17 protein-coding genes are annotated in these 23,957 nt (G+C 40.7%); 10 read left to right on the forward strand and 7 right to left on the reverse strand.

The window, feature by feature from the left end:
• Positions 1-204 precede the first annotated feature (204 nt).
• The 7 genes from QQK02_RS04175 (at position 205) to nagP (ending at position 11,176) form a co-directional block, all read left to right on the forward strand.
• Complete coding sequence (locus tag QQK02_RS04175; RefSeq protein ID WP_284206698.1) at positions 205-2,862, forward strand: TonB-dependent receptor; 2,658 nt, start codon at positions 205-207, stop codon at positions 2,860-2,862.
• 71 nt (positions 2,863-2,933) lie between these two features.
• Positions 2,934-3,968, forward strand: coding sequence for a cupin-like domain-containing protein (locus QQK02_RS04180; protein ID WP_284206700.1), 1,035 nt, complete (start codon positions 2,934-2,936; stop codon positions 3,966-3,968).
• 9 nt (positions 3,969-3,977) lie between these two features.
• The gene (locus tag QQK02_RS04185; RefSeq protein WP_284206702.1) at positions 3,978-6,632 is read left to right on the forward strand and encodes a family 20 glycosylhydrolase; all 2,655 of its coding nucleotides are present in this window, start codon (positions 3,978-3,980) and stop codon (positions 6,630-6,632) included.
• A gap of 183 nt (positions 6,633-6,815) precedes the next feature.
• Positions 6,816-7,709, forward strand: a complete 894-nt coding sequence (nagK, locus tag QQK02_RS04190; protein WP_284206703.1) for an N-acetylglucosamine kinase — start codon at positions 6,816-6,818, stop codon at positions 7,707-7,709.
• Between the two features lie 11 nt (positions 7,710-7,720).
• A complete protein-coding gene (gene nagB-II / locus QQK02_RS04195; protein WP_284206704.1) occupies positions 7,721-8,719 on the forward strand; it encodes a glucosamine-6-phosphate deaminase NagB-II in 999 nt (332 codons plus the stop codon).
• Positions 8,719-9,855 carry an N-acetylglucosamine-6-phosphate deacetylase gene (nagA, locus tag QQK02_RS04200; protein ID WP_284206705.1) on the forward strand — a complete coding sequence of 379 codons (1,137 nt, stop codon included), beginning with the start codon at positions 8,719-8,721 and terminating at the stop codon, positions 9,853-9,855. The genes nagB-II and nagA overlap by 1 nt, the downstream gene beginning before the upstream one ends.
• 37 nt (positions 9,856-9,892) lie before the next feature.
• The gene (gene nagP, locus QQK02_RS04205; RefSeq protein ID WP_284206706.1) at positions 9,893-11,176 is read left to right on the forward strand and encodes an N-acetylglucosamine MFS transporter NagP; all 1,284 of its coding nucleotides are present in this window, start codon (positions 9,893-9,895) and stop codon (positions 11,174-11,176) included.
• A 95-nt stretch (positions 11,177-11,271) separates the two neighbouring features.
• On the opposite strand, the gene QQK02_RS04210 is transcribed toward nagP, so the two are convergent.
• From QQK02_RS04210 to QQK02_RS04225, 4 genes are all read right to left on the reverse strand, one after another.
• Positions 11,272-12,651, reverse strand: coding sequence for a hypothetical protein (locus QQK02_RS04210; RefSeq protein ID WP_284206707.1), 1,380 nt, complete (start codon positions 12,649-12,651; stop codon positions 11,272-11,274).
• 170 nt (positions 12,652-12,821) lie between these two features.
• Positions 12,822-16,514 (reverse strand): methionine synthase, encoded by a 3,693-nt coding sequence (gene metH / locus QQK02_RS04215; RefSeq protein ID WP_284206708.1) that lies wholly within the window; start codon positions 16,512-16,514, stop codon positions 12,822-12,824.
• Position 16,515: 1 nt separating this feature from the next.
• The gene (gene metA / locus QQK02_RS04220) at positions 16,516-17,457 is read right to left on the reverse strand and encodes a homoserine O-acetyltransferase MetA (RefSeq protein WP_284206709.1); all 942 of its coding nucleotides are present in this window, start codon (positions 17,455-17,457) and stop codon (positions 16,516-16,518) included.
• A gap of 179 nt (positions 17,458-17,636) precedes the next feature.
• Positions 17,637-18,479: an HDOD domain-containing protein gene (locus QQK02_RS04225; protein ID WP_284206710.1), complete on the reverse strand. Its 843-nt coding sequence runs from the start codon at positions 18,477-18,479 to the stop codon at positions 17,637-17,639.
• Between the two features lie 222 nt (positions 18,480-18,701).
• Between QQK02_RS04225 and trhP the strand changes: the two genes are divergently transcribed.
• Together trhP and QQK02_RS04235 are read left to right on the forward strand one after the other, a co-directional pair.
• The gene (gene trhP / locus QQK02_RS04230; protein WP_284206711.1) at positions 18,702-20,054 is read left to right on the forward strand and encodes a prephenate-dependent tRNA uridine(34) hydroxylase TrhP; all 1,353 of its coding nucleotides are present in this window, start codon (positions 18,702-18,704) and stop codon (positions 20,052-20,054) included.
• A gap of 6 nt (positions 20,055-20,060) precedes the next feature.
• On the forward strand, positions 20,061-20,306 hold the full coding sequence (locus QQK02_RS04235; RefSeq protein WP_284206712.1) for a YfhL family 4Fe-4S dicluster ferredoxin: 246 nt from the start codon (positions 20,061-20,063) through the stop codon (positions 20,304-20,306).
• A gap of 68 nt (positions 20,307-20,374) precedes the next feature.
• Here QQK02_RS04235 and QQK02_RS04240 read toward each other — a convergent pair whose 3' ends face one another.
• The 3 genes from QQK02_RS04240 to QQK02_RS04250 all read right to left on the reverse strand — a co-directional run bounded on the left by QQK02_RS04240 (position 20,375) and on the right by QQK02_RS04250 (position 22,607).
• Positions 20,375-21,550: a mandelate racemase/muconate lactonizing enzyme family protein gene (locus QQK02_RS04240; RefSeq protein ID WP_284206713.1), complete on the reverse strand. Its 1,176-nt coding sequence runs from the start codon at positions 21,548-21,550 to the stop codon at positions 20,375-20,377.
• A gap of 26 nt (positions 21,551-21,576) precedes the next feature.
• Entirely contained in the window at positions 21,577-22,347 is a 771-nt protein-coding gene (locus QQK02_RS04245; RefSeq protein ID WP_284206714.1) for a class II aldolase/adducin family protein, read from the reverse strand.
• An 86-nt stretch (positions 22,348-22,433) separates the two neighbouring features.
• Positions 22,434-22,607 (reverse strand): hypothetical protein, encoded by a 174-nt coding sequence (locus tag QQK02_RS04250; RefSeq protein ID WP_284206715.1) that lies wholly within the window; start codon positions 22,605-22,607, stop codon positions 22,434-22,436.
• Positions 22,608-22,728: 121 nt separating this feature from the next.
• Between QQK02_RS04250 and QQK02_RS04255 the strand changes: the two genes are divergently transcribed.
• Positions 22,729-23,952 (forward strand): threonine/serine exporter family protein, encoded by a 1,224-nt coding sequence (locus QQK02_RS04255; RefSeq protein WP_284206716.1) that lies wholly within the window; start codon positions 22,729-22,731, stop codon positions 23,950-23,952.
• The last annotated feature ends 5 nt before the right edge of the window (positions 23,953-23,957 follow it).

The following is a 23,957-nucleotide window of genomic DNA, read 5'->3' on the forward strand; positions in this document are numbered from 1 at the left end:
ACCAAATATTTTTATTGATTTAAAACAGACAGTTAAACAAAAATATAACTTTTTTTTAATAATTCTGTAGCCAAAATATAATTTTATGTGTAAGGTTTATAGAAATTCGATGACAGCGTTGTCATAAAAAGACAGCGCTGTCATTGAGAATAAAGCGATAAACTAAAATAACATTCACAACAAAATGTGTGTAAGGGAAAGTCAATGTCATCTAAACACTTTAAAAAAGGCATCTTAGCAAGTTCAATTGCAATGGTGTTAACCGGTGCAACTGCACCAATGGCGATTGCTGATGAAGCAAAAGCAGAAACTGAAGTCATAGAAGTTCGTGGTATTCGTGGCTCACTTAAAGAAAACATCAACGCAAAACGTTACTCAGACTCTATCGTTGACGTTATTACCTCTGAAGACATTGGTAAGTTCCCTGATAAAAACGTTGCAGAAACACTTTCTCGCATCACAGGTGTTGCCGTTAGCCGTGAATTCGGTGAAGGTGAAAAAATTAGTATTCGTGGTGCCGGTCCAAAATACAACCGTACATTACTAAACGGTCAATCAGTAGGTACTGCTGACTGGTTTATCCTAGATGAAGCTAACCGTAGCTTTAACTACACCATGTTACCTTCTGTGATTGTTAAAAATTTAGAAGTATACAAATCACCAGAAGCTTCAACAGATGAAGGTTCTTTGGGTGGTACCGTAGTATTACGCACTCGCCGCCCTCTTGAATTAGATGCAAACACAGTGAGTTTATCGCTAGAAGGTCAATATTCAGAAACGTCAGGTGAAACAGACCCTCAACTTGCTGGTATGTACTCTTGGAAAAACGAAGAAGAAAACTTCGGCGTGATGATTTCCGCAGTAAGCCAACAACGTACTGTTGAACGTCAAGGTTTTGAAGTATTAGGTTGGATTGAAGACGAAGCCGATGATTACATTGTTCCACGTAACATTGGTGCTCCTCGCTTTTTACAAGACCGTGAGCGCGACACATTATTTGCTACCGTTCAATACGCACCAAGCGACCAGTTATTATTTACCTTCAACGCCCTTTCTTCAAAAATGGACGTTAACAACCAAAACGCTAACTTAATCAACTTTGCATTTGCAGATCGCGCTGAGATTATCGCCAACGCAACTAAAGTAGAGAACGGTGCTATTTTAGCGTCTAGCGCAGGTGGTAACTACGCATATAACTTTATTAATCGTGTATCTAGCACTGAAACAGAGCAGTTTCATTTAGACGTAGATTACGAAGGTGACAACTACACCTTAAACTTTGAAATTGGTACGACTGCTGCTGAAGGTGGTACGTACCGTGAAACATCATGGGAATACGTTGCTGTAGGTGCAGGTTACTCATATGACTTAACAGGTACACCAGATGTTGAAATTGGTGTTGACCCTTCAGACGGTAACAATTTTGCTGCTGGTTGGATTTGGGGTGGTGCTAAACCAACAACTGACGAAGAGACTTTCGCACAGTTAGATTTAGAATTCCCAATTGAAGTTGGCCCGTTTAGCGCATTAAAAACAGGTGTTAAATACCGTCAAGCTGAACGTACTCAAGGTCGTCACGCATACAGCTGGCACGCACCATTTACAGACGGCGGCGGCGCTGATTGGGATGTTTACTTAGGTCACATCTTTGAAACATGCCCAACATTAGCTGATTGTGGTTTAGATGCATTAGGCGCAGTAAATGTAGATGTTGCTGCAACAGGTAACATTACTGACCAAGTATCACATAACCGTGATCTAATGGAAGATATTGCATTTGGTAGCTTAAACGGTATTAATGCAGGCTATGCTATTCACGATAACTTACCAGAAATTTGGGAAGTTGAAGAAGACATCTTATCATTCTACGTACAAGGTGATTTCAGTGGTGAAGGTTACCGCGGTAACTTAGGTTTACGTTATGTAAGCACAGACCAAACATCTTACGGTTATGAGTATTCAGGTGAAACTTGGGGCTTAAATACAATCAATGGTGATTGGTTAACGCCTGAAACATTAAACTGGGTTAGTGAGTCAAACGACTACTCAGAAATGTTACCAAGCTTTAACATTGCTTTTGACTTAAACGATGAACAAATCTTACGTGTTGGTGCAGCACGCGTTATGGCTCGCCAAAACTGGGCTGACATTTCTTCATCAGAAACTTACGGCTCGTTAAACGGTGGTCAAGGTTCAGGTACTCGTGGTAACCCACAACTATCGCCTACTATCGCAAACCAGTTTGACGTATCTTGGGAATGGTACTACGCAGATGCTTCAGTACTATCTGTTGCCTACTTTGCCAAAGATATTAAATCACTTCGTACATCAACAGTTGTAACTGAAGACAGATATGACGAAGAAAATGAAGTTTGGGTTCCTGTAGACTTCACGCAACCAGGTAACGGCCTTGCAGGTACTATTGAAGGTATCGAATTTGGTTTACAACACGACTTCGGTGGTTACGGTGTTCAAGCGAACTACACATACACAGATTCTTCAGCTGAAGAAGAACGTGACCCAATGAAGCCTGGCTCAGGTTTAGTTGAAGGTACGTCTGACGATATGCTTAACTTAACAGCATATTACGAGAACGATACATTCGGTGCACGTGTTATGTATAACTACCGCAGTGAGTGGTACAAAGGCTTGCACTTCAACGGTGACGAACTATTCAATGATGCGTTTGGTCAATGGGATGCAAGTGCTTCTTGGAACTTCAACGAGTACTTAACCTTTACGCTAGAAGCAGTTAACTTCACAAACGAAGAAATTGTTGAGTACAATGGTAGTAAAGAACGTGTGATGTCTATTTATGAAAATGGTCGTCGCTACGTAGCAGGTGTACGTGTTAACTTCTAATACGTAACACTAAAAAAAGCCGAGCTTAGCTCGGCTTTTTATTCTTATCACCTATTGTTTGTCAGGTAATTATGAATCATCGCCCATTAAAACAAGTAGCTGTTTGGCATAATGTTGACCAAACCGTTTTTGAAACTCACATTCAACCACTTGCAGAGCCTGCAATATTGAAGGGTTTTGTAAAACAATGGCCACTTATTAAAAACAATGCGAACCAAGACAAACAGCAATTAATTAAAGATTTAGACGCCCTCTATATTGGCGGTGACGTGCAATACGCACAATTAGACAAATCAACTGCTAACGGACGCTACTTCTACAACAGTCAATTTAATGGTTTTAACTTTGAACGAAAGATAGCGAGCTTTGCTCACTTTTCCCAACAGTTATTATCAACACCAGTCTCAGCTAACAAGGCATTCGCGATTCAAAGTGCACCTGTACGTGACTATTTTCCAAACTTTGAGCAAGCACACAAACTCGGATTGTTTGATGATCTTGTTGCACCACGTTTTTGGTTAGGCAACCAATCGACGGTCGTGCCACATTATGATGACGCAGATAACATCGCATGTTCTGTGATTGGCAAAAGACGATTTACATTATTTCCACCAGATCAAATCAATAACTTATATGTTGGCCCGCTCAATTTCACTCCTGCTGGGGCACCAGTGAGTTTAGTTGATGTCAACCAGCCAGACTTTAACGCTTTTCCAAAGTTTAGCACTGCGTTAAATCATGCATTGGTTGCAGAGCTAGCGCCTGGTGACGCACTCTACATCCCTACCCTTTGGTGGCATAACGTAGAGGCATTAGACGACGTTAACATGTTGGTTAACTATTGGCAGGGTGGCTCAATTTCAAGTACGGAGAAGCCTGTAGCGATGGACACATTGTTAATGAGTCTGTTAACGCTAAAACACTTACCTGCACATAAACGCAAAGCTTGGCAGGCATTTTTTAACTACTATATTTTCGAATCTACGGCTGATAGCTTTGAGCATATCCCTTCTCATATTAAAGGGGTATTGGGCGATCTTAATGACACCCAAAAACAACAAATTTCACAATGGCTAACGAGCCAATTAAGCAATAAAAACTCATAGGTTTCCCTGATGAAAGCATTACTTCTCACCATGTCACTAACAAGTTCGCTGATACTTGGCGGTTGTTTTTCCCAGCAGAGCGAATCGCCAAGCTCGCTAACGAAAGCAACACAACAAGACATCGACAGCATCGCCAATCATTTAGATGTATCATTTGAGCTCATCACCAACCAGCCATCAGAGCATTGTGATCCTGAGCAAACTGATGGCAATTGTTTTACAGCAAGCTTATCGCTAACAGCAGGTGAACGAATCACGGCAAATAATTGGCAAATTTACTTTTCTCAAATCACACCTATACAGTCATCAGATAGCGATGAATTTATTATTGAGCACATTAATGGTGATATTCACCGTATAAGCCTAAAACCTAGTTATAAAGGTTTCGGTAAAGACGAAACAAAGAACATCACATTTTATGGTAGTTATTGGTCATTGTCGGAAACCGATGCAATGCCAAACTACATCATTAGTGCTCCTGAATTAAATGGCCAAGTGATAAGTAGCACAGTGGCGAAAATTGATAGCGAAACAGGTTTAGAAATACTGCCGCATGTTAAAACCTATACCGATAACCAACATCAATTTAAACGCACAACCGCTGATCAAACGACGTGGTTAACAAGTGAAAGTTTATTTGAAAGAAATCAATCTACTTTTGAGCAAGCCATTGACGAGCAGTACATTGCGCAAGCAATAATTCCAACACCTAAACAGGTGACACTATCTGCAGATCCTGCAAGTATACATATCAAAAAAGGTATTAAGGTAGACTTTGGTAATGTTGAGCCATCAGCGGTTAATGCAGCGCTAACACGTTTATCAAGTTTAGGAGTTGACCAACAAGAAAGTGGCTTACCCGTTGTTTTGTCAATATCAGCTAAACCTGAGCAGTTAACCGGCAGTTACCAACTGAATGCCACCACGGATCAAATAACGATTGTTGCTCAAGACGAGCAAGGCGTGTTTTATGGCTTGCAATCACTTGCTAGTTTAGTTGACTTATCAAGCGACACCATTCCGCAAATAGAAGTGGTTGATGAACCACTCTTTGAGTTTAGAGGTATGTTAGTTGATGTTGCGCGCAACTTTAAAAGTAAAGCATTCATCCTAAAATTACTTGATCAAATGTCGGCTTATAAAATGAATAAATTTCATTTTCATTTGGCTGATGATGAAGGTTGGCGTATTGAAATCCCAAGTTTGCCAGAACTAACCAATATAGGTGGAAAACGCTGTTTCGATATCACAGAGCAACAATGCTTAATGCCTCAACTTGGCGCAGGCATAGATGTTAACGCCCCAGTGAACGGCTACTATAGTGTTGCTGATTATCAAGAAATATTACGCTATGCGAGTGCACGTCATATCCAAGTGATCCCATCACTTGATATGCCTGGTCATTCTCGTGCAGCGGTAAAAGCAATGAACGCCCGCTTTGAAAAGTACAAGCAACAAGAGCAATTAAATAAAGCCAACGAATTCTTGCTTTACGAATCAAATGATCCGACAAAATATTCATCAGTCCAATACTACCAAGACAACACCATTAATGTTTGTTTAGATTCGGCTTATCATTTTGTTGAGCATTTAATGAAAGAAGTTCAGCAGATTCATGCTGATGCCGGACAGCCCTTAACGAGATACCACATAGGTGCTGACGAAACCGCTGGTGCTTGGGTGGAAAGCCCTGCTTGTAAAGCATTCCTAGCGACTAATGATCAAGGCATTGAAAAAGCAGATCAACTAGCAAGTTACTTTGTTGAACGCGTAGCCGTTATGATCGCAAAATTAGGTATTGAACCTGCAGCCTGGGCCGACGGTCTTGCTCATACCCGCACAGAAAAAATGCCATCGGTTGTTCAAGCCAATGCATGGGGACCACTTATGTGGAGCTCTCATAGTCAAAGTAATGATTTAGCCAACAGAAACTGGCAGGTGGTTGTGTCTTCACCCGATGCCTTGTACTTCGATTTTCCTTACGAGGCGGACCCAAAAGAGCATGGTTATTACTGGGCTTCAAGAGAGATAAACACAGAAAAAGTGTTCCAGTTTATGCCTGAAAACTTGCCAATTCACGCTGAGTTTTGGCGAGACCGTGAAAACCAACCTTATACCGCTGACGATACATTGCAACATGATGAAAATGGTAAAGTTATCAATAAACCATTAAACGAAGGTGTTAAATTTTACGGTGTGCAAGGTCAACTTTGGACGGAAAACACGCGAAGTGATGACATGGCAGAGCACAAAATATTTCCACGTTTATTAGCACTTGCCGAACGTGCTTGGTATAAGCCTGACTGGGCGGTTGATTACAACTACCAAGGTGCCAAGTATGATCAAGATTCAAACTATTTTACCCCAGCTCTAGAAGCACAGCGTAATGCGCAGTGGCTAAAGTTCTCACAAGTACTTGGCATGAAAGAGCTGCCTAAAGTTGAGCAGGCAGATATTGCCTATCGATTACCAACGGCTGGTGCAAAAATTATTGAAGATAAACTTCATTTAAATGTCGCGTTTAAAGGATTAAACATGCAATACAAAGACGCTAGCAACACTTGGACAACCTACCAAAATCCAGTGGCAGTTAGCGGTAAAGTTGAAGTTAGAACAATAAGTTACGACGGTATACGGGCCAGCAGAAGTTGGTCTGTCAACTAATTAGTCTAAGCCATATGGGCAGTGTCCCAATAAATAAAACGCGAATGTTTCGCACATGTTAAAAAAAATACAACAGAAGATTAAAATAACAAATGACAACGCTGTCATTTATGTTAAGATGATCATCAAGATTAAGATAATTATTGAATATATAGCTCGCATGGAGTTATTTAAGAGGTCAACATGCCGACAAACAATAAGACTTACTTCTTAGGGATTGATGGCGGCGGCAGTAAATGCAAAGCCATTATTGTTTCAGAAGATAACAAAGTAATCGGTTCTGGTATATCTGGTCCAGCTAACCCTATTCACGGTTTTGAGCAGGCAACTCATTCTATTACCGAATCAGCATTGCTCGCACTAAAAGATGCAGGTTTACAAGATGTGAAACTGTCTGACTTGATCGCAGGTGTCGGTTTAGCGGGTGTCAACTTGCCAATTTTATTTGACCAAATGTCGGCATGGGAACATCCCTTTAAAACCATGTACTTAACGACTGATTTATTAATTGCTTGTTTAGGAGCCCATCAAGGCGACGATGGCGCAGTGATGATTTCAGGCACTGGCTCTTGCGGCTTCAGTTATGTAGACCAAACGCCATTTATGGTGGGAGCTCATGGTTTTCCTCATGGCGATAAAGGCAGTGGTGCATGGATAGGGTTACAGGCAACAAAAAACGTATTGTTGTCTTTAGATGGCCTCATTGAACCAACAAGCCTAAATCAAGATGTTCTCGATCATACACAAGCTAAAAGCGCAGTAGAGTTAGTAGAAGCCATTGCTGGTAAACCTGCTACTTATTACGCAAAACTCGCCGGCTATGTTTTTAAACGCGCTAGTGAAGGTGATCAGGTAGCAAGCGCAATTATTGAAGAAGGCGCTCAATATTTAAGTCAGGTAGCCAAGCGCTTAGCCCAACAAAATCCACCTCGTCTGTCGATTATCGGTGGCTTATCAAGTTTCATTGTCCCTTGGCTTGAGGAAGAAGTACAAGCCAATTTATCTGAGCCTATTTACCCTCCCGAAATGGGCTCGGTTCTTTTTGCTAAGCAGCAACTCGCTAACGCTGCACACTAGAAGGTTTTAATATGTCTACCACATTAATGGAGCAAGAAGCGAAACAAACGCCTCAAGTTATCGAGCAGCAACTTGTTAAAAACCAAGCAATTGCAAAGTCAATTGCTGATAAACTAAATGCACTTGAACCAACCAATGTCATGATCATTGGTCGCGGATCATCGGATCATGCTGGTGTTTTTGGTAAATACCTTATTGAGATTGAAGCAGGTATCCCTGTAAGCTCAGCAGCACCGTCAGTATCAAGTGTCTATAACAAACAACTAAAGCTTAGCAAAAGCTTTGTTATTGTAATCTCTCAATCTGGCCGTAGCCCTGATATTTTGGCACAAGCACAAATGGCAAAAGATGCGGGGGCATATTGCGTAGCATTAGTAAACGATGAAAGCTCTCCATTAGGTGAAATCGTTGACGATGTGATGCCTTTGTCAGCAGGTGCTGAAATATCAGTGGCGGCGACAAAAAGCTATCTCGCAACCTTGTCGGCACTACTTCAGCTAACTGCATATTGGACCAATAACCAAACACTTATTGGTGCACTTGATACGTTGCCAAACGCACTACAAAACATGATTGATTCATCTCCTCAGTTGACGGCTGAATCTATTGAAAATGTTAAAAACCTTGTTGTACTAGGTCGAGGTTTAGGTTTTGCAGTATCCAAAGAAATGGCACTAAAACTTAAAGAAGTAGCAAGTATTCATGCTGAATCTTTTAGTAGCGCTGAGTTTTTACATGGCCCAGTAACGCTTGTTGAACAAGGGCTCGCCATTGTAAATTGCCAAGTAAATGACGAAAGTTTGCTTTCTCACCAAGAACAAATCACCGAAGTAAAACACCGTGGTGCCGATATTGTAGATATTAAGCAACTCGACGATAAAGTGCATCCTCGTATCGCACCTTTGGTTGTTTTACAAAGGTTTTATTTAGACGTAGCAAGTGTTGCCGTGTATCGTGGCTTTAATCCAGACGAGCCAAAAGGCTTGAAGAAAGTAACACGGACTTTGTAATGAACAAGACCAGCATTACCGTAGCCAGATTATTTGACGGCGAAATTTTTCACCACAATTGCCAAGTTGTTATTCACGACGGTCGAATTGCGAAAATCACACCTGTACCTGCTAATGTAGAGGTTGAATATAAAGGCCTGCTTGTGCCAGGATTTATTGATCTGCAGGTCAATGGCGGTGGCGGTGTTTTATTTAATACAACACCAACGTTAGCAGGCATTAGGCAGATGTTTAGCGCCCATGCAAAATTTGGTACTACGGCAATGCTGCCAACCTTTATTACCGATAATGTAGAGCAAATGGCATTGGCTGCAGAAGCTGTTAGCCAAGCGATTGCCGAAAACACCTTGGGTATACTCGGTATCCATTTTGAAGGTCCACACTTGTCCGTCGCTAAAAAGGGTGCACATAGTGCTGAGTTTATTCGAGAAATTAGTGATGCTGAGTGGCAAATATTGTCTCGAAAAGACTTGGGGCAAATCATTGTTACGCTAGCGCCTGAAAACGTGTCTGTTCAAGATATTAGCAAAATGGTCTCAATGGGTATTAAGGTTTGTTTAGGTCATACGAATGCAGGCTACCAAACAGCGCAGCGCGCTATTGATGCAGGCGCAAGTGGTTTTACCCATCTATACAATGCAATGTCACCAATGACATCACGTGAACCTGGTGTAGTTGGCTGTGCACTGCTTAACGATCAAACCTATAGCGGTATTATTGTTGATGGCCATCATGTTGAATACACGAGCTGTGAAATTGCCCTCAAGGCAAAGGCACCGGGCAGCGTGTTTTTAGTAACTGATGCCATGCCTCCGGTTGGAACTGACGATAATGAGTTTGCATTCTTTGACCGAACAGTGCATTTAAATGACGGTAAATTAACCTCTACAACAGGTGAATTAGCTGGCTCTGTGCTTGATATGGCGACCGCCGTCAAAAACACCTATCAACATGTCAACGTGAGCTTAGATGAAGCGGTTCGTATGGCAAGTTTATACCCAGCTAATTATATCAATCAAAACAAACAGCGCGGGCTAATTAAAGCCAACTACCACGCAGATTTCGTTTTACTCGACGACAATTTAGATGTGCAAAGTACTTGGGTAGCTGGCCAACAACTATATAAAAAACAATAACAAGAAAACCAACGATAACGATTATTGAGGAAGTATTATGACAACAAATGCAATTGCGCAAACCAAACAAAGCAGCGTGGTACCCATGACCATCGTCGCTGTATTGTTTTTTATTCTTGGCTTTGCAACATGGATAAATGGCTCATTAATGCCTTATTTAAAGCAAGTATTGGCATTATCCCCTTTTCAAGCATCATTAATTCTCTTTTCCTTTTATATCGCGGTAACGTTTACTGCTATTCCGTCTGCCTGGCTGATAAGAAAAGTTGGCTATAAAAAAGGCATGGCGTTAGGCATGGCAGGTATGATGGTAGCAGGTTTACTATTTATTCCTGCGGCTAAAACCCAAATTTTTGCGCTATTCTTATTTGCTCAACTAGTGATGGGTGCAGGACAAACCTTACTACAAACGGCTGTTAATCCTTATGTTGTGCGAATAGGCCCAGAAGAATCGGCAGCTGTGCGAGTCAGTATTATGGGTATCTTGAATAAAGGTGCTGGTGTTGTTGCGCCTATCGTATTTAGCGCGTTAATCCTAGATAGTTTCAAAAACACCGTAGGTACAGAATTAAGCCAAGATCAAATTGTGGAAATGGCTAACTCTTTAGTAACACCATATTTAGGCATGGCGATTTTTATCGGTATTTTAGCTTATGCTGTATTCAAATCTCCTTTGCCAGAATTATCACAAGAAGAAGAAACTCAAGAAAGTGGCTTGGTTAAACAAGCGTTGAAACATAAACCATTAGCATTAGGCGTGGTTGCCATTTTTGTTTATGTTGCCGTAGAAGTTATTGCCGCAGACACGATTGGTACCTTTGCATTATCGCTTGGTATTGAAAACTATGCAGTAATGACATCATATACAATGGTTTGTATGGTTTTAGGATATATCCTCGGTATTTTAACTATCCCTCGTTATATTTCTCAACCAGGCGCATTAACGATTTCAGCGATTCTAGGTATGTTACTTACCTTAGCAGTATGCTTAGGTGACAATGAGTCATTTGTTATTGCAAATGCGCTATTAGTACCATTTGGCGGCGCTATGCTACCAGATACCTTACTTTGTATTGCATTTTTAGGCTTAGCAAACGCTATTGTCTGGCCAGCAGTTTGGCCACTCGCGTTATCGGGCTTAGGAAAGTTAACTTCAACTGGCTCTGCCCTATTGGTGATGGGCATTGCTGGTGGCGCATTTGGGCCATTATTCTGGGGCTTATTAAGTAACACTTCGTTAGGCCAACAAGGCGGCTATATTGTTATGCTACCGTGTTACGCATTTATTTTGTACTACGCCGTCAAAGGTCACAAACAATAAACAGTCGATACAAACCTTTTTAGATATACCCTCACTCGTGGTGGTTTCCACAAGGCATAACATTCATTGTTATGCCTTTTTTTATCCGGTAACGATTAAAAATCTAGGCTCAAATATAGAATGAATGAACGCTTGGTCGCGTCAGCTACATCAAAGGTGTCATTGTCAGGGTATAAAGGTAACCCAACAATTTCTTCCACTGATCGAATATCAGCAAACCGTACTTGCCCATCGCCCCACTTATAGTAAGCGCCAACGGTAAAAGGCATGTCAAGCAATACACTTTCTAAAGAAAATGACACGCCAAGTAAATCAATATCTTCAACACGCTGAAAATCAATATCAGTATCTATTTTGGCATTTGAATTATCGGTAAATAAACCAAAAGCTAATGAGGACGTATTTGATATCGGGTACTTGAGGCCTAGTGAAAAATTACTAACCTGCGTTAAGTCGCGAGTGATCGGCGTTTGAATATCATCAACATAATATTCGTCATTGTCAACGTTGCTGTAAAAGTGCCAATCAAAGCTCAGCAATAACTTATCAAGCTGATAAGAAACACCAGTCGCTAAACGCCATGGATAGTCTTGTGCCTCATCATGGGACGCAGAAATACGAGATACTGGCGTAACAAAGTCTGGCAAAGGAACTTCGCTAGCCACCAAAATATTACTGGTTACTTCGTATTCTCGCGATAACGTAAAATCTTTAGATAGCTGAACACCAAACTGCCAGCCTTGCTGACGATATTGCATAGCGATTGACGGCTGTAAAATCCATAAGACATCATCAAATCGTCGACTCGCATCAAAACCATTAAGCAATACTTGGTCGCCAATCTGAGTTTGAATTTGCGAGCCCGAGCCCTGTACTGTTTGAAACTCACGGTATTCAATACTTAAGCTTGCACCATAGCTAAGAGCAGCATGGGGGCTATAAGCGGTGCCTAGTGTAAATTTATAAGCGCTATTATCAATATTGATATTTACATATTCGTTAACCGTTTGACTGATACTACTATCGGTACTTGGTCGCTGGTAAAACACATCTTGGTTTGAGCGTTCTTTGGAAAAATCTGTTGCTGCAATAGAGACACCGTAAGACCATTTCCCTTCTTTGATACTTAAGCCAAAAAAACCAGGAATAACTGAAAAAGCATCTCGATTAAAATCTTCACCATTGCTAAAGACTTGCTCAAAGTCAGTTTGCTCCCACGACAAGGTATTAATTGAGGCTGTTTTATCTCGTTTTACCCAACCTAGGCCCGCGACATTGTATTGCATAACAGAAAGATCATTTGATAATGCGGTATATGCGCCCCCTAGAGAAACCGCTTCACCACCAACAAGCAAATTATTATAGTGATATTCATCGGCCAATAGAGCACAGTGGTATCCACTCAACATAAGCGAGCTAACTAATAAGCTTCCAAATTTGAAACGTAACCGGTAATTTGAAGGTCGTTGAATCATAAAATTTCCATACTAGCCATGGGTTTCTTCAAGCCAAGACATCCGCTAGAACTCTCTTGTGAGTGTAGCAATTAATTATTTTTTCGCGAGATTTCTCAATAGGCTACAACTTTACAAATAAAATATGCATAAAAAAAGGAAGCCATTTCAGCTTCCTTCTTAGCAAGTTTCTACTCTGGCTCATAATCAAGGTTAGGCGACAACCATCGCTCGGCTTGCTCTACCGTTAACCCTTTACGCGCACCGTAGTCTATTACCTGATCTTTATTGATTTTTGCAACGGCGAAATACTTACTCTCTGGATGAGCAAAATACCAACCACTCACAGCAGCACCTGGCCACATTGCGAAGCTTGATGTTAGTTTCATGCCAATATTGTTTTCGACATCAAGTAACTGCCACAATAATCCTTTTTCGGTATGCTCTGGGCATGCAGGATAACCCGGCGCAGGACGAATACCTTGGTATTGTTCTCTGATCAGCGCTTCATTATCAAAACGCTCTTCAGGCGCATAACCCCAATGATGAATACGTACTTGCTCATGCAAATATTCAGCGCTCGCTTCAGCTAACCTATCCGCCACCGCTTTTAACAAAATACTATTATAGGTGTCATGTTGTACGTCTAATGCTTTTACGAGCTCATCTGCGCCAAACCCTGCTGACACAGCAAATGCTCCAACGTAGTCATCAACACCACTGTCTTTGGGCGCGATATAATCAGCCAAGCATCGATTATATTGACCTGCTGGCTTTTTAGATTGTTGACGTAAATGATGCAATTTCATGATTGGCTGCGTTTTTTCAAGATCTGCAAATAACGCTAAATCATCTTGTTGTCGGTAGGCAGGAAATAATCCAATAACCGCTTTTGCTTGCACTTTTTTATGATTAATTAAATCATCTAACATGGCATTGGCATCATTAAAAAGCTTAGTGGCTTCTTCACCAATTAACTCATGCTGTAGAATTTTTGGATACTTACCACTTAACTGCCATGTCATAAAGAATGGTGTCCAATCGATATAATTTCGAATGACATTTAAATCTAAATCATCAAACACAGTCACACCGAGTTTGTTCGGTTTTACAGGTATGTAATTGTCGAAATGAATGGGCGTCTGATTTTCCCGAGCGTGTTCAATTGGAATCAACGTTGAACGCGGGCCTTTTTTATAGTGTTGCTTTCTTACACGATCATACTCATCGTTTAATCGCTCAACAAACGCCGGCTTCAATTCATCGGAAAGGAGACTTGAAACAACAGACACTGAACGTGACGCGTTGGGCACATAAACGACAGGATGAGAATACTGGGGCTCAATCTTTACTGCCGTATGGGCTTTAGAGGTTGTCGCACCGCCAATTAATAACGGGAGATCAAAACCCTGTCGTTCCATCTCTTTTGCGACATGCACCATTTCATCAAGTGATGGCGTAATCAAACCTGACAAACCAATAATGTCGACCTTTTCTTCTTTGGCAACACGCAAGATCTCTTCACACGAAACCATCACGCCAAGGTCAATAATTTCGTAGTTATTACACTGCAAGACAACACCGACAATGTTTTTACCAATATCGTGTACATCTCCTTTTACGGTTGCTAGTAACACCTTACCATTCGACTTCGCTTGTGTTTTTTCAGCTTCAATATAAGGATTGAGATGCGCTACCGCTTGTTTCATGACTCGAGCTGATTTTACCACTTGAGGTAAGAACATTTCACCAGCACCGAACAAATCACCAACGACATTCATACCATCCATTAACGGCCCTTCAATAACATCAAGAGGTCTTGTCGCTTCTAACCTCGCTGATTCAGTATCTTCAACGATAAATTCGTTAATGCCTTTTACCAACGCATGCTCTAAGCGTTTATTCGTAGGCAATTCCCGCCATGACATATCAGCAGCAGAGCTTGCACCTGTTGCTTGGCCACGATAGGACTCAGCAACCTCAAGAAGGCGCTCAGTTGCAGCGTCATCACTGTTTTGAACAACGTCTTCAACGGCATTTAGAAGATCCTTTGGAATATCAGAATAAATAGCTAACTGGCCAGCATTAACAATCCCCATGTCCATGCCGTTTTTAATCGCGTGATAAAGAAAGACCGCATGAATAGCTTCACGAACAGGATTGTTGCCTCTAAATGAGAAGGATACATTCGAAACACCGCCTGAAATCATCGCATGCGGGAGCTTGTCTTTAATATCAGCAACCGCTTCAATAAAATCTACCGCGTAGTTATTGTGCTCTTCGATACCTGTTGCGACAGCAAATATATTAGGATCGAAAATAATGTCTTCTGGTGGAAAACCAATCTCATCAACTAATATCTTATAAGCTCGCTGACAGATATCGAATTTACGTTTACGAGTTTCCGCCTGCCCTTCTTCGTCGAAGGCCATGACAATAACCGCCGCACCATATCGTTTAATTAAGTTTGCCTGCTCTCTAAAGCTCGCTTCACCTTCTTTGAGGCTAATAGAGTTAACAATGCCCTTACCTTGAATACACTGTAAGCCCGCTTCTAAAATGTCCCACTTCGAAGAATCAAGCATGATAGGTACTTTAGCGATATCAGGCTCACCAGCAATTAAATTCAAAAAGCGAATCATTGCACCTTTTGAATCCAACATGCCTTCATCCATGTTGATATCAATGATTTGTGCACCATTTTCAACCTGTTGCAAAGCAACCGAAATGGCTTGATCGTAATTCTCTTCTTTAATTAACCGCTTAAAAATGGCGGAGCCTGTAACGTTAGTTCTTTCACCCACGTTAACGAATAAGCTATCTTTGTCGATAGTTAACGCTTCTAATCCAGATAAGCGACAGGCAACTGGGCGCGCTTCAATTTGTCTTGGTGCAATATTAGCTACCGTTTCAGCCATCCCTTTGATGTGTTCTGGCGTAGTACCACAACAACCACCAATAATATTTAAAAAGCCTGACTGTGCCCACTCTTGCACATGCTTATTCATGTCCTCTACAGTAAAGTCATATTCACCAAATGCGTTAGGTAAACCGGCGTTAGGATGGGCAGAAACCGCTGACTCACTAATGCGGCTTAATTCTTCTACATACTGCCTTAATTCAACCGGACCCAGTGCACAATTAAGGCCGAATGAGATAGGTTTAGCGTGGCGTAGTGAATTGTAGAATGCTTCGGTTGTTTGCCCTGATAATGTGCGCCCGGATGCATCAGTAATGGTGCCGGAAATCATCACAGGTAAACGAACACCTTCTTGTTCAAAAACCGCCTCTACAGCGAAAATAGCAGCTTTGGCATTCAAGGTATCAAATATCGTTTCAATCAGAATGATATCACTGCCGCCTTTAATAAGCGCTGTCGTCGACTCTATATAGGCTTGCTTTAACTCTTCAAAACTAACATTTCGAAAGGCTGGATCATTAACATCAGGAGAGATCGAACAAGTACGGTTAGTTGGCCCTAACACACCCGCAACAAATCGCGGTTTGTTCGGTGTTTTTTCATTAAATTCGTCTACCGCTTCACGGGCGATCTTAGCGGCTGCATAGTTAATTTCGTAGCTGATTTCTTCCATATCATAATCAGCCATCGCAATGGTCGTTGCATTGAAGGTATTTGTTTCAATGATGTCTGCGCCAGCTGCTAGATACTCTTTGTGAATGGTTTGGATGATCTGCGGCTGAGTAAGCACTAACAAATCATTATTACCCTTAACGTCGCTATGCCAGTCAGCAAAACGATCACCACGATAATCTTGCTCTTCAAGCTTATACGCTTGGATCATGGTCCCCATTGCACCATCAAGAATCAGAATATTATCTTTTAAAGCCTGTGTTAATTGATTAAACGATGCTAACTGCTGCACGTTATTCTCCTGTAATTGATGTCTGAATATGCTCAGCATCTAATTGGTATGGGGTGATTTGGTAAACATAATAATTGATCCAATTATTAAAGAGTAAACTGCCGTGACTGCGCCAACTGCTGCGCGGTTCATTATTTGGATCATCATGCTTAAAATAATTGAGTGGGAGTTTAGGTTCAAGCCCTGTGTTTAGATCTCGCTGATACTCTTGTGCAAGTGTGTCGGCATCGTATTCAGGGTGGCCTGTTACAAACACCTGACGTTTATCTTCACTAGCGACAAGATAAACACCTGCCACATCAGATTTAGCTAAAACATTTAGCTGCTCTATTGAACGGTAATCACGTTCTGCTACTTGAGCATAACGTGAGTGTGGCACCTTAAATTCATCATCAAAGCCTCTGGTTAAACGTTCGAGGGGATCTAAAACATCATGAAAATAAACACCAGAAAGCTTCTCCTCTCTAATTTCACGATCTAATCCATAGTGATGATATAGCGCTGCATGAGCAGCCCAACATAGGTACATAGTTGAAACAACATTGGTTTGTGCCCAATCAAATGCTTCACAAATTTTGTCCCAATAGCTCACATCTTCATAATTCACTAAACCCAGTGGCGCACCAGTAATTATCAAGCCATCGTATTGCTTATCTTTAACGTCATCAAACAATCGATAGAAAGATTCAAGGTGTGAAATAGGTGTATTTTTTGACGGATTTTTGTGAATACGAATCAAATCAACATTAATTTGTAACGGTGTATTAGATAACATACGTAAAATTTGAACTTCCGTTTCAATTTTGTTCGGCATTAAATTAAGAATCGCCACTTCCATCGGACGAATATCTTGATTAACGGCGCGATATTCTGACATCACAAAAATATTCTCGTTACCAAGAATATTTAATGCTGGCAGTTGATCTGGAATTTTAATGGGCATGTGTACTTACCTAGCTGACCTTTCTATTTAGAAGTTTTTACTTTTATACGTTTAGACGTCTAAAATAATAACTGAATAGCATTAAATAGCAAGTAGCTTTTGATATAAGTTAGCACCTTTCTAGAAGTAAAAAAGGCCTCAAATTGAGGCCTTTTTTACTGTTTAATTATTGAAGACTATTAAGAAAACATTGCTTTGACATTACCTACCATTTCATCAAACTCAGGCGTGTCCATAAAGCCTACATCTGGCATCACCCCTTTATCTACATAGCTTTTAAGCAACACAGAACATGTTGATTCTGATTTGAATATCCCCTTTTTAATTGCGCCAGCGCGAACGAAATCAAGGTAATCAGCTTCTTTAGGTAATACGGTTAAGTCACTCCAATCTCTAACAATTGAGGTAAAATCGTCACTAAATCCCCAAGCTTTAGTAACTTCAGCCCCTATCGGGCTAGAAAGTTTAACAATTGCTTGTTGTAAAAATGTCGGGTTTGCAAACACATCTGGGTGGTTTTCAGCTTCCGTTAAGATTGGTAAAACACCCACATTATGAATGAGTGCGGCGAGTGTAAGTGTATCTAATGCCAGTGATGAATGTTTATTTTCAGCCTTATAAAAAGTCATTAATGCAATCGCTACTGATGCAATTTCAATGGTTTTATCCCACGATTTTTTTAAGTACATGCTAATGATATCGTTATCAGAGATAAACACTTGTTCTAACGCCATCGCCGTGGCGATACTTTTAATTTGTCTAAGACCAATTCGAGTAACGGCTTGGTTCACCGTTTCAACCTTTACTGAGCGGCCCATAATGGCATTGTTAGCAACCTTTAATATCCCTAAAGATAAAGCAGGATCTTGGCTAATAATATCACTCATTGCATTGAGGTTTGCATCGGGATCGTCAGCGGCCTCTCTTACCTTAAGTGCTATTTTAGGTAATGTCGGTAAAACAAGTGCGTCTTGTTTAATTTTCTCAATCAGAATGATGTAGAGGGCATTTTCTGTTGCCATAGGAAGTCCTTAAAATTAGTACCTATTTACAAAATAGCACAAATTTGTGTTTTATCATGTAGTTCAAAGTAATCAATTAACTAAAGGTAAACTACTTATAAACAATGATTTTTGATATACATCAAGTAAAAATTGATTTAATTACCTGTTTACAATGTCTGTATTGATGCATACCTGAAACAAACGATAAAATAGCAGGATCTAAAGTAAGTTGGATTTTTGATGTTTTCTCCTGAATTACTATCACCTGCTGGTAGTTTAAAAAATATGCGATATGCCTTTGCATATGGCGCTGATGCTGTTTATGCCGGTCAACCAAGATATTCGTTACGTGTTAGAAACAACGAATTCAATTTGGAAAATTTACAAATTGGTATCAACGAAGCTCACCAGTTAGGCAAAAAGTTTTATGTTGTAACCAACATTGCTCCCCACAATAGTAAATTAAAAACCTTTATCAAAGATTTAAAACCTGTGGTAGATATGGGTCCTGACGCTCTAATTATGTCTGATCCAGGCTTAATTATGTTGGTGAAAGAACATTTTCCAGATATGCCAATTCACTTATCTGTGCAGGCCAATGCAATAAACTGGGCTACCGTAAAGTTTTGGTATCAACAGGGCGTAGAACGCGTCATTTTGTCACGTGAATTATCTGTTGATGAAATTGAAGAGATTCGTCAACAATGTCCAGAAGTAGAGCTTGAAGTTTTCGTACATGGCGCACTTTGTATGGCATATTCTGGTCGATGCCTGCTGTCTGGCTATATTAACAAACGCGATCCTAATCAAGGAACGTGCACCAACGCGTGTCGTTGGAAATATGACGTGCACGAAGCTAAAGAAACCGAAACAGGTGATGTCATTGCATTAGCTTCTCAGCCTAAACCTGAAATTTACACACCAAGCGACGAAATCGTTTTGTTACAAGAGCAAGGTAGACCGGGTGAATACATGCCGGCATTTGAAGATGAGCATGGTACGTACATCATGAATTCTAAAGACTTGCGTGCCGTTGAACTTGTTGAACGCTTAGTAAAAATCGGTGTCCACTCTTTGAAAATTGAAGGTCGCACAAAATCCTTTTACTACTGTGCTCGTACCGCACAGATTTATCGCCAGGCAATTAATGATGCCGTTGCCGGTCGTCCATTCAACGATAGACTTAACAGTGATTTAGAGCACTTAGCACATCGAGGTTATACTGAGGGGTTTTTACGTCGTCACCGCCATGGCGATACCCAAAACTACGAATATGGTTACTCAATCAGTAAAACCCAACAGTTTGTTGGTGAGGTGTTAGGCGTAAATGCCGAGAACGGATTAATTGATATTGACGTTAAAAATAAGTTCTTAGTGGGTGATGAGCTGCAACTGATGACACCTAACGGCAACCAAAGCTTTACCTTAACCCACATGGAAAATAAAAAAGGTGAAGTGATAAAAGATGCAAAAGGTTCAGGCCATAAAGTATCGCTTTCATTAGACACAGACCTTGATTTAAGCCATGGAATATTACTACGCTATTTAGAAGACGGTGAGAATACACGCAACCCGTTTTTACAGGCTAAATAAAAATTTATGGCATTAAAAATATTAGATTCCTGCATTAACTGCGACATGTGTGATCCTGAATGTCCTAATGAAGCAATCGCATTGGGAGAAAAGGTTTATGAAATTGATCCAGACAAATGTACAGAATGTGTTGGCCATTATGACGACCCTACCTGTGTATCGGTTTGTCCAATTGACTGTATCATAAAAGATCCAGATAACGTGGAAGATGAAGAACAGTTACTGGGTAAGTTTTTACTCATGCATGGCTAATAAATTAACCAATAAAATAAAAAAGGAGCGTAATGCTCCTTTTTTGTTGGTGTTCTACAAAGGCCCCGTTATTTAACGGTTAGATGAGGCGATCTTTTCACTACCTCATCATTTAACTCGATACCAATACCAGGCGCTTCACTGACTTCAAAAACGCCATTTTTAGGTTGCGGGTCTTGTATACATAACTCCCTATTCCAAGATTTAATAGCATAGGTGTGATGCTCATGAATTAAGAAGTTAGGAATTGCCGTTTCTAAATGAAGTGACGCTGCTGTAGCCACAGGACCACCACAAACATGGGCTTGAATACGAATGTCATAAACGTCGGCATAGTCACACACTTTCTTCGCTTCAGTAAAGCCACCACATAAGCCAACATCTGGCTGTAAGACATCGATCGATTGGTCTTCAAAATACGGTCTAACATCCCAACGATGATACAAGCGCTCACCGCCGGCAATCGGCACGCGTAAACTATCAGATACTTTCTTATGTACTTTTGAATTTAAGTAGTTAACAGGCTCTTCAAACATCATGCAGCCTACTTCTTCAATGACTTCACCCATTTGAATTGCTGAAGCCGCCCCCATTAATGAATGAGCTTCAAAAATGATATCAACATCTTCACCTACCGCGTCACGAATAGCGCGTAAACGGTCACCGAATAAACGCATTTGAGGCTTTGTGAAAAGTTTTGTTCGATCAAATGAAGACTCGCCATTTCCGTCATAAACAATTGGGTCAACTTTTACCGCATCATAGCCTTCAGCCATCGCTTTAAGCGCCGCTTGCGCATACTCTTCAGGTTCAATAAGTTTTTTACATTCTTTATCCCAGTCAAATTGCAACTGACTAGCATAGGTTCTTAATTTGTCGTTAACTTTACCACCAAGCAATTGGTATACTGGCACGCCGAGCGCTTTGCCTTTAATGTCCCACAAAGCAGTATCGATAGCACTCATCGCAGAATACAGTACCGGCCCGCCTCCTAAACCCCAAAAGCTTTCACGTAACATGCGTGACCATAGCATTTCAGTTTGGAAAGGATCTAAACCAATAAGCACCGCTTCAGCAATTTCTTTAATCATAGCTGCCGCTGCACTATGACCCCAGTCGTAAGCTAAGCCTGCCTCACCAACGCCACTGATCCCCTCATCGGTATGAATTCGAATAAAAACTGGGTTCCAAGGTGGACGCTCTGGACAATGAATATCAAAAATTTCTATATGAGTAACTTTCATTTTTATACCTAAAATTATTGGCTAACTTACTGAGCAAAACTCGGATCAGCTTTATAGACTTTGCGTAACATCGCTGGCCAAGACTTTTGACCGCCAGTTGCACCTGAATGAACAACATTTGCTTGCGCTTTAATGTTATCAACAATGGCTTGTTCAACCATGATAGGTTTCATGTCCGTTGACATGATTTGGAGTTGCACTTGGCAAGCACGTGTCAAATCATACATATGCATAAACGCGTCACCGATGGTTTGTCCTAACGTCATGCCGCCATGGTTTCTTAGTAGCATGAAATTTTTATCACCTAAATCAGCCTGCAGTCGTAGCTTCTCATCACTATTTACCGCTAGCCCTTCATAATCGTGGTAGCTCATCGATGCTAAGGCAAACATGGCATATTGGCTAAGTGGCAATAAGCCCTCTTCTAAACTTGCAACGGCAATGGTTTCATTGGTATGAAGATGCAGTACACACATCGCATCATGGCGAACTTGGTGCACAGCAGAATGAATGGTGAAGCCAGCAGGGTTAATCTCAAATGGGCTGTCGCTATCTAGAATATTTCCATGAATATCAATTTTTACTAAATTAGACGCCGTAATTTCATCAAACGCTAAACCAAACGCGTTAATCAGGTATTCATCTGTATCAGGAATACGTGCTGAAATATGCGTATAAATAAGATCGTCCCAGCCATGCATTGCCACCAAACGGTAACAAGCGGCTAAATCAACGCGTGTTTGCCACTCTGCTGATGATACTTTGTCTTTTAGAGAAGGTGCTGGAATTTCAAACATGACTGCTCTTGTGGTTTTAGATGTCTATATGGCTAACTCTACATGACTTATTGTTTTGAATAAAGCGAATTTACCTCCTATCTGGCTTACATCACATTTTTAATGAGGGCGGTAATTAACAAGATAAAAACTAACACGATAATAATTTTACTGTATTTCCCCTGTTGCTTTTCATCCATAGGCTTACCGTACTTCTCACCAAAAACAACCATTAACGCTACGCCGCCAAAGACGCAGGCCAAGATAATTAATAACGTCATAAATTCTCCTTACTTTATTTCCATTGATAAATAATTTATTAAGTTTCTTCGATAATTTACTGCTATTAAAGCATTTTTTAATTAAAATAAATGTGGATATTACTCACATATTATTAAAGTTATGCCAAAAGAAGCATCATTTAAACAAAAACGACGTTTTATCATACGTCTAGGAAAGGCGTTACATAAGTTTGGTACTAACTCATTCCGCAGTGAGGCTCATTTGCAGCACGTGTCGGATTTCCTTGAATTAAAAGCATGGTTCATTATTACGCCAACGTCATTAACCTTTGTTTTTTTAGATAATGATGATCAAGAGCATAACTTCCTTGTACGGGTAAAACCTAGTGAACTCGATCTTGGTTCTTTAGCGCGCACGGATCAATTGGTTGATGAACTTATATCGGGCCAACGTAGTTTAGATGAGTCCCTTGAACGTTTAGAAGAAATAGCAGAAAAGCCCAACCCGTATAGTCGTTTTACCTCATTTATCGCCTTTGGTGCATCATCAGGCGCGTTTGCAATGTTAATGCATACCAGTTGGAACGACGTACTTTGGTCAACCTTGCTCGGCTTAGTTGTTGCCCTCTTAATATTTTGGTCAGAGCGATCGAATCGCGTTTCTGAAATGTTAGAGCCATTATCTGCCGTAGTATGTGCGTTAACGGCGAGTGCTATTGCTTCAGTAGACCCTCATATCAATGTACCACTTGTCGTATTGTCTTCAATTATTGTATTTATTCCTGGATTGTCATTAACCCTTGGGTTATCGGAACTATCTGCACGCCATTTATTATCAGGTACAGCCCGCATCATGGATGCGATTATGACGCTATTTAAACTCTACTTTGGTGCGTTCTTGGGTATGTCAGTAGGCGGGTTGCTTTGGCAGCCACTAACCTTTGAAGCGTCTAGGCCTTTAGAAAGCTGGACCGCCTGGCTTGCTGTACTCATCTTATCGATTACCCTAGCTATTTTATTTAGACTGCGCGGGAGAGATGCACCTTGGGCAATTTTAGCCGGCTTTGTTGCTTTTGGTACAAGTTTATGGGCAAGTAGTTACCTAGGATATGCATTGGGTGCGTTTGCCGGAGCATTTGCACTGGGTGTTTATAGTAATTTATTCTCAAGAGTAATGAATTTACCGTCAAGTATAGTATTGTTACTTGGTCTGGTTGTATTGGTACCTGGTAGTAAAGTATTTATTGGCTTAAATACCGCAATATCAGGCAAAGAAATGTTGCATGTTCCTGATATAGGATCTCAAACATTCTTAATTTTTATGTCGTTAGTAGCTGGCCTTATATTTTCTAATGTCGCTGTACGTTCAAGAAAAAGCTTATAAAAAGG

Origin of the sequence: Thalassotalea eurytherma, assembly GCF_030161415.1 — a bacterium.
Classification (GTDB): domain Bacteria; phylum Pseudomonadota; class Gammaproteobacteria; order Enterobacterales; family Alteromonadaceae; genus Thalassotalea_G; species Thalassotalea_G eurytherma.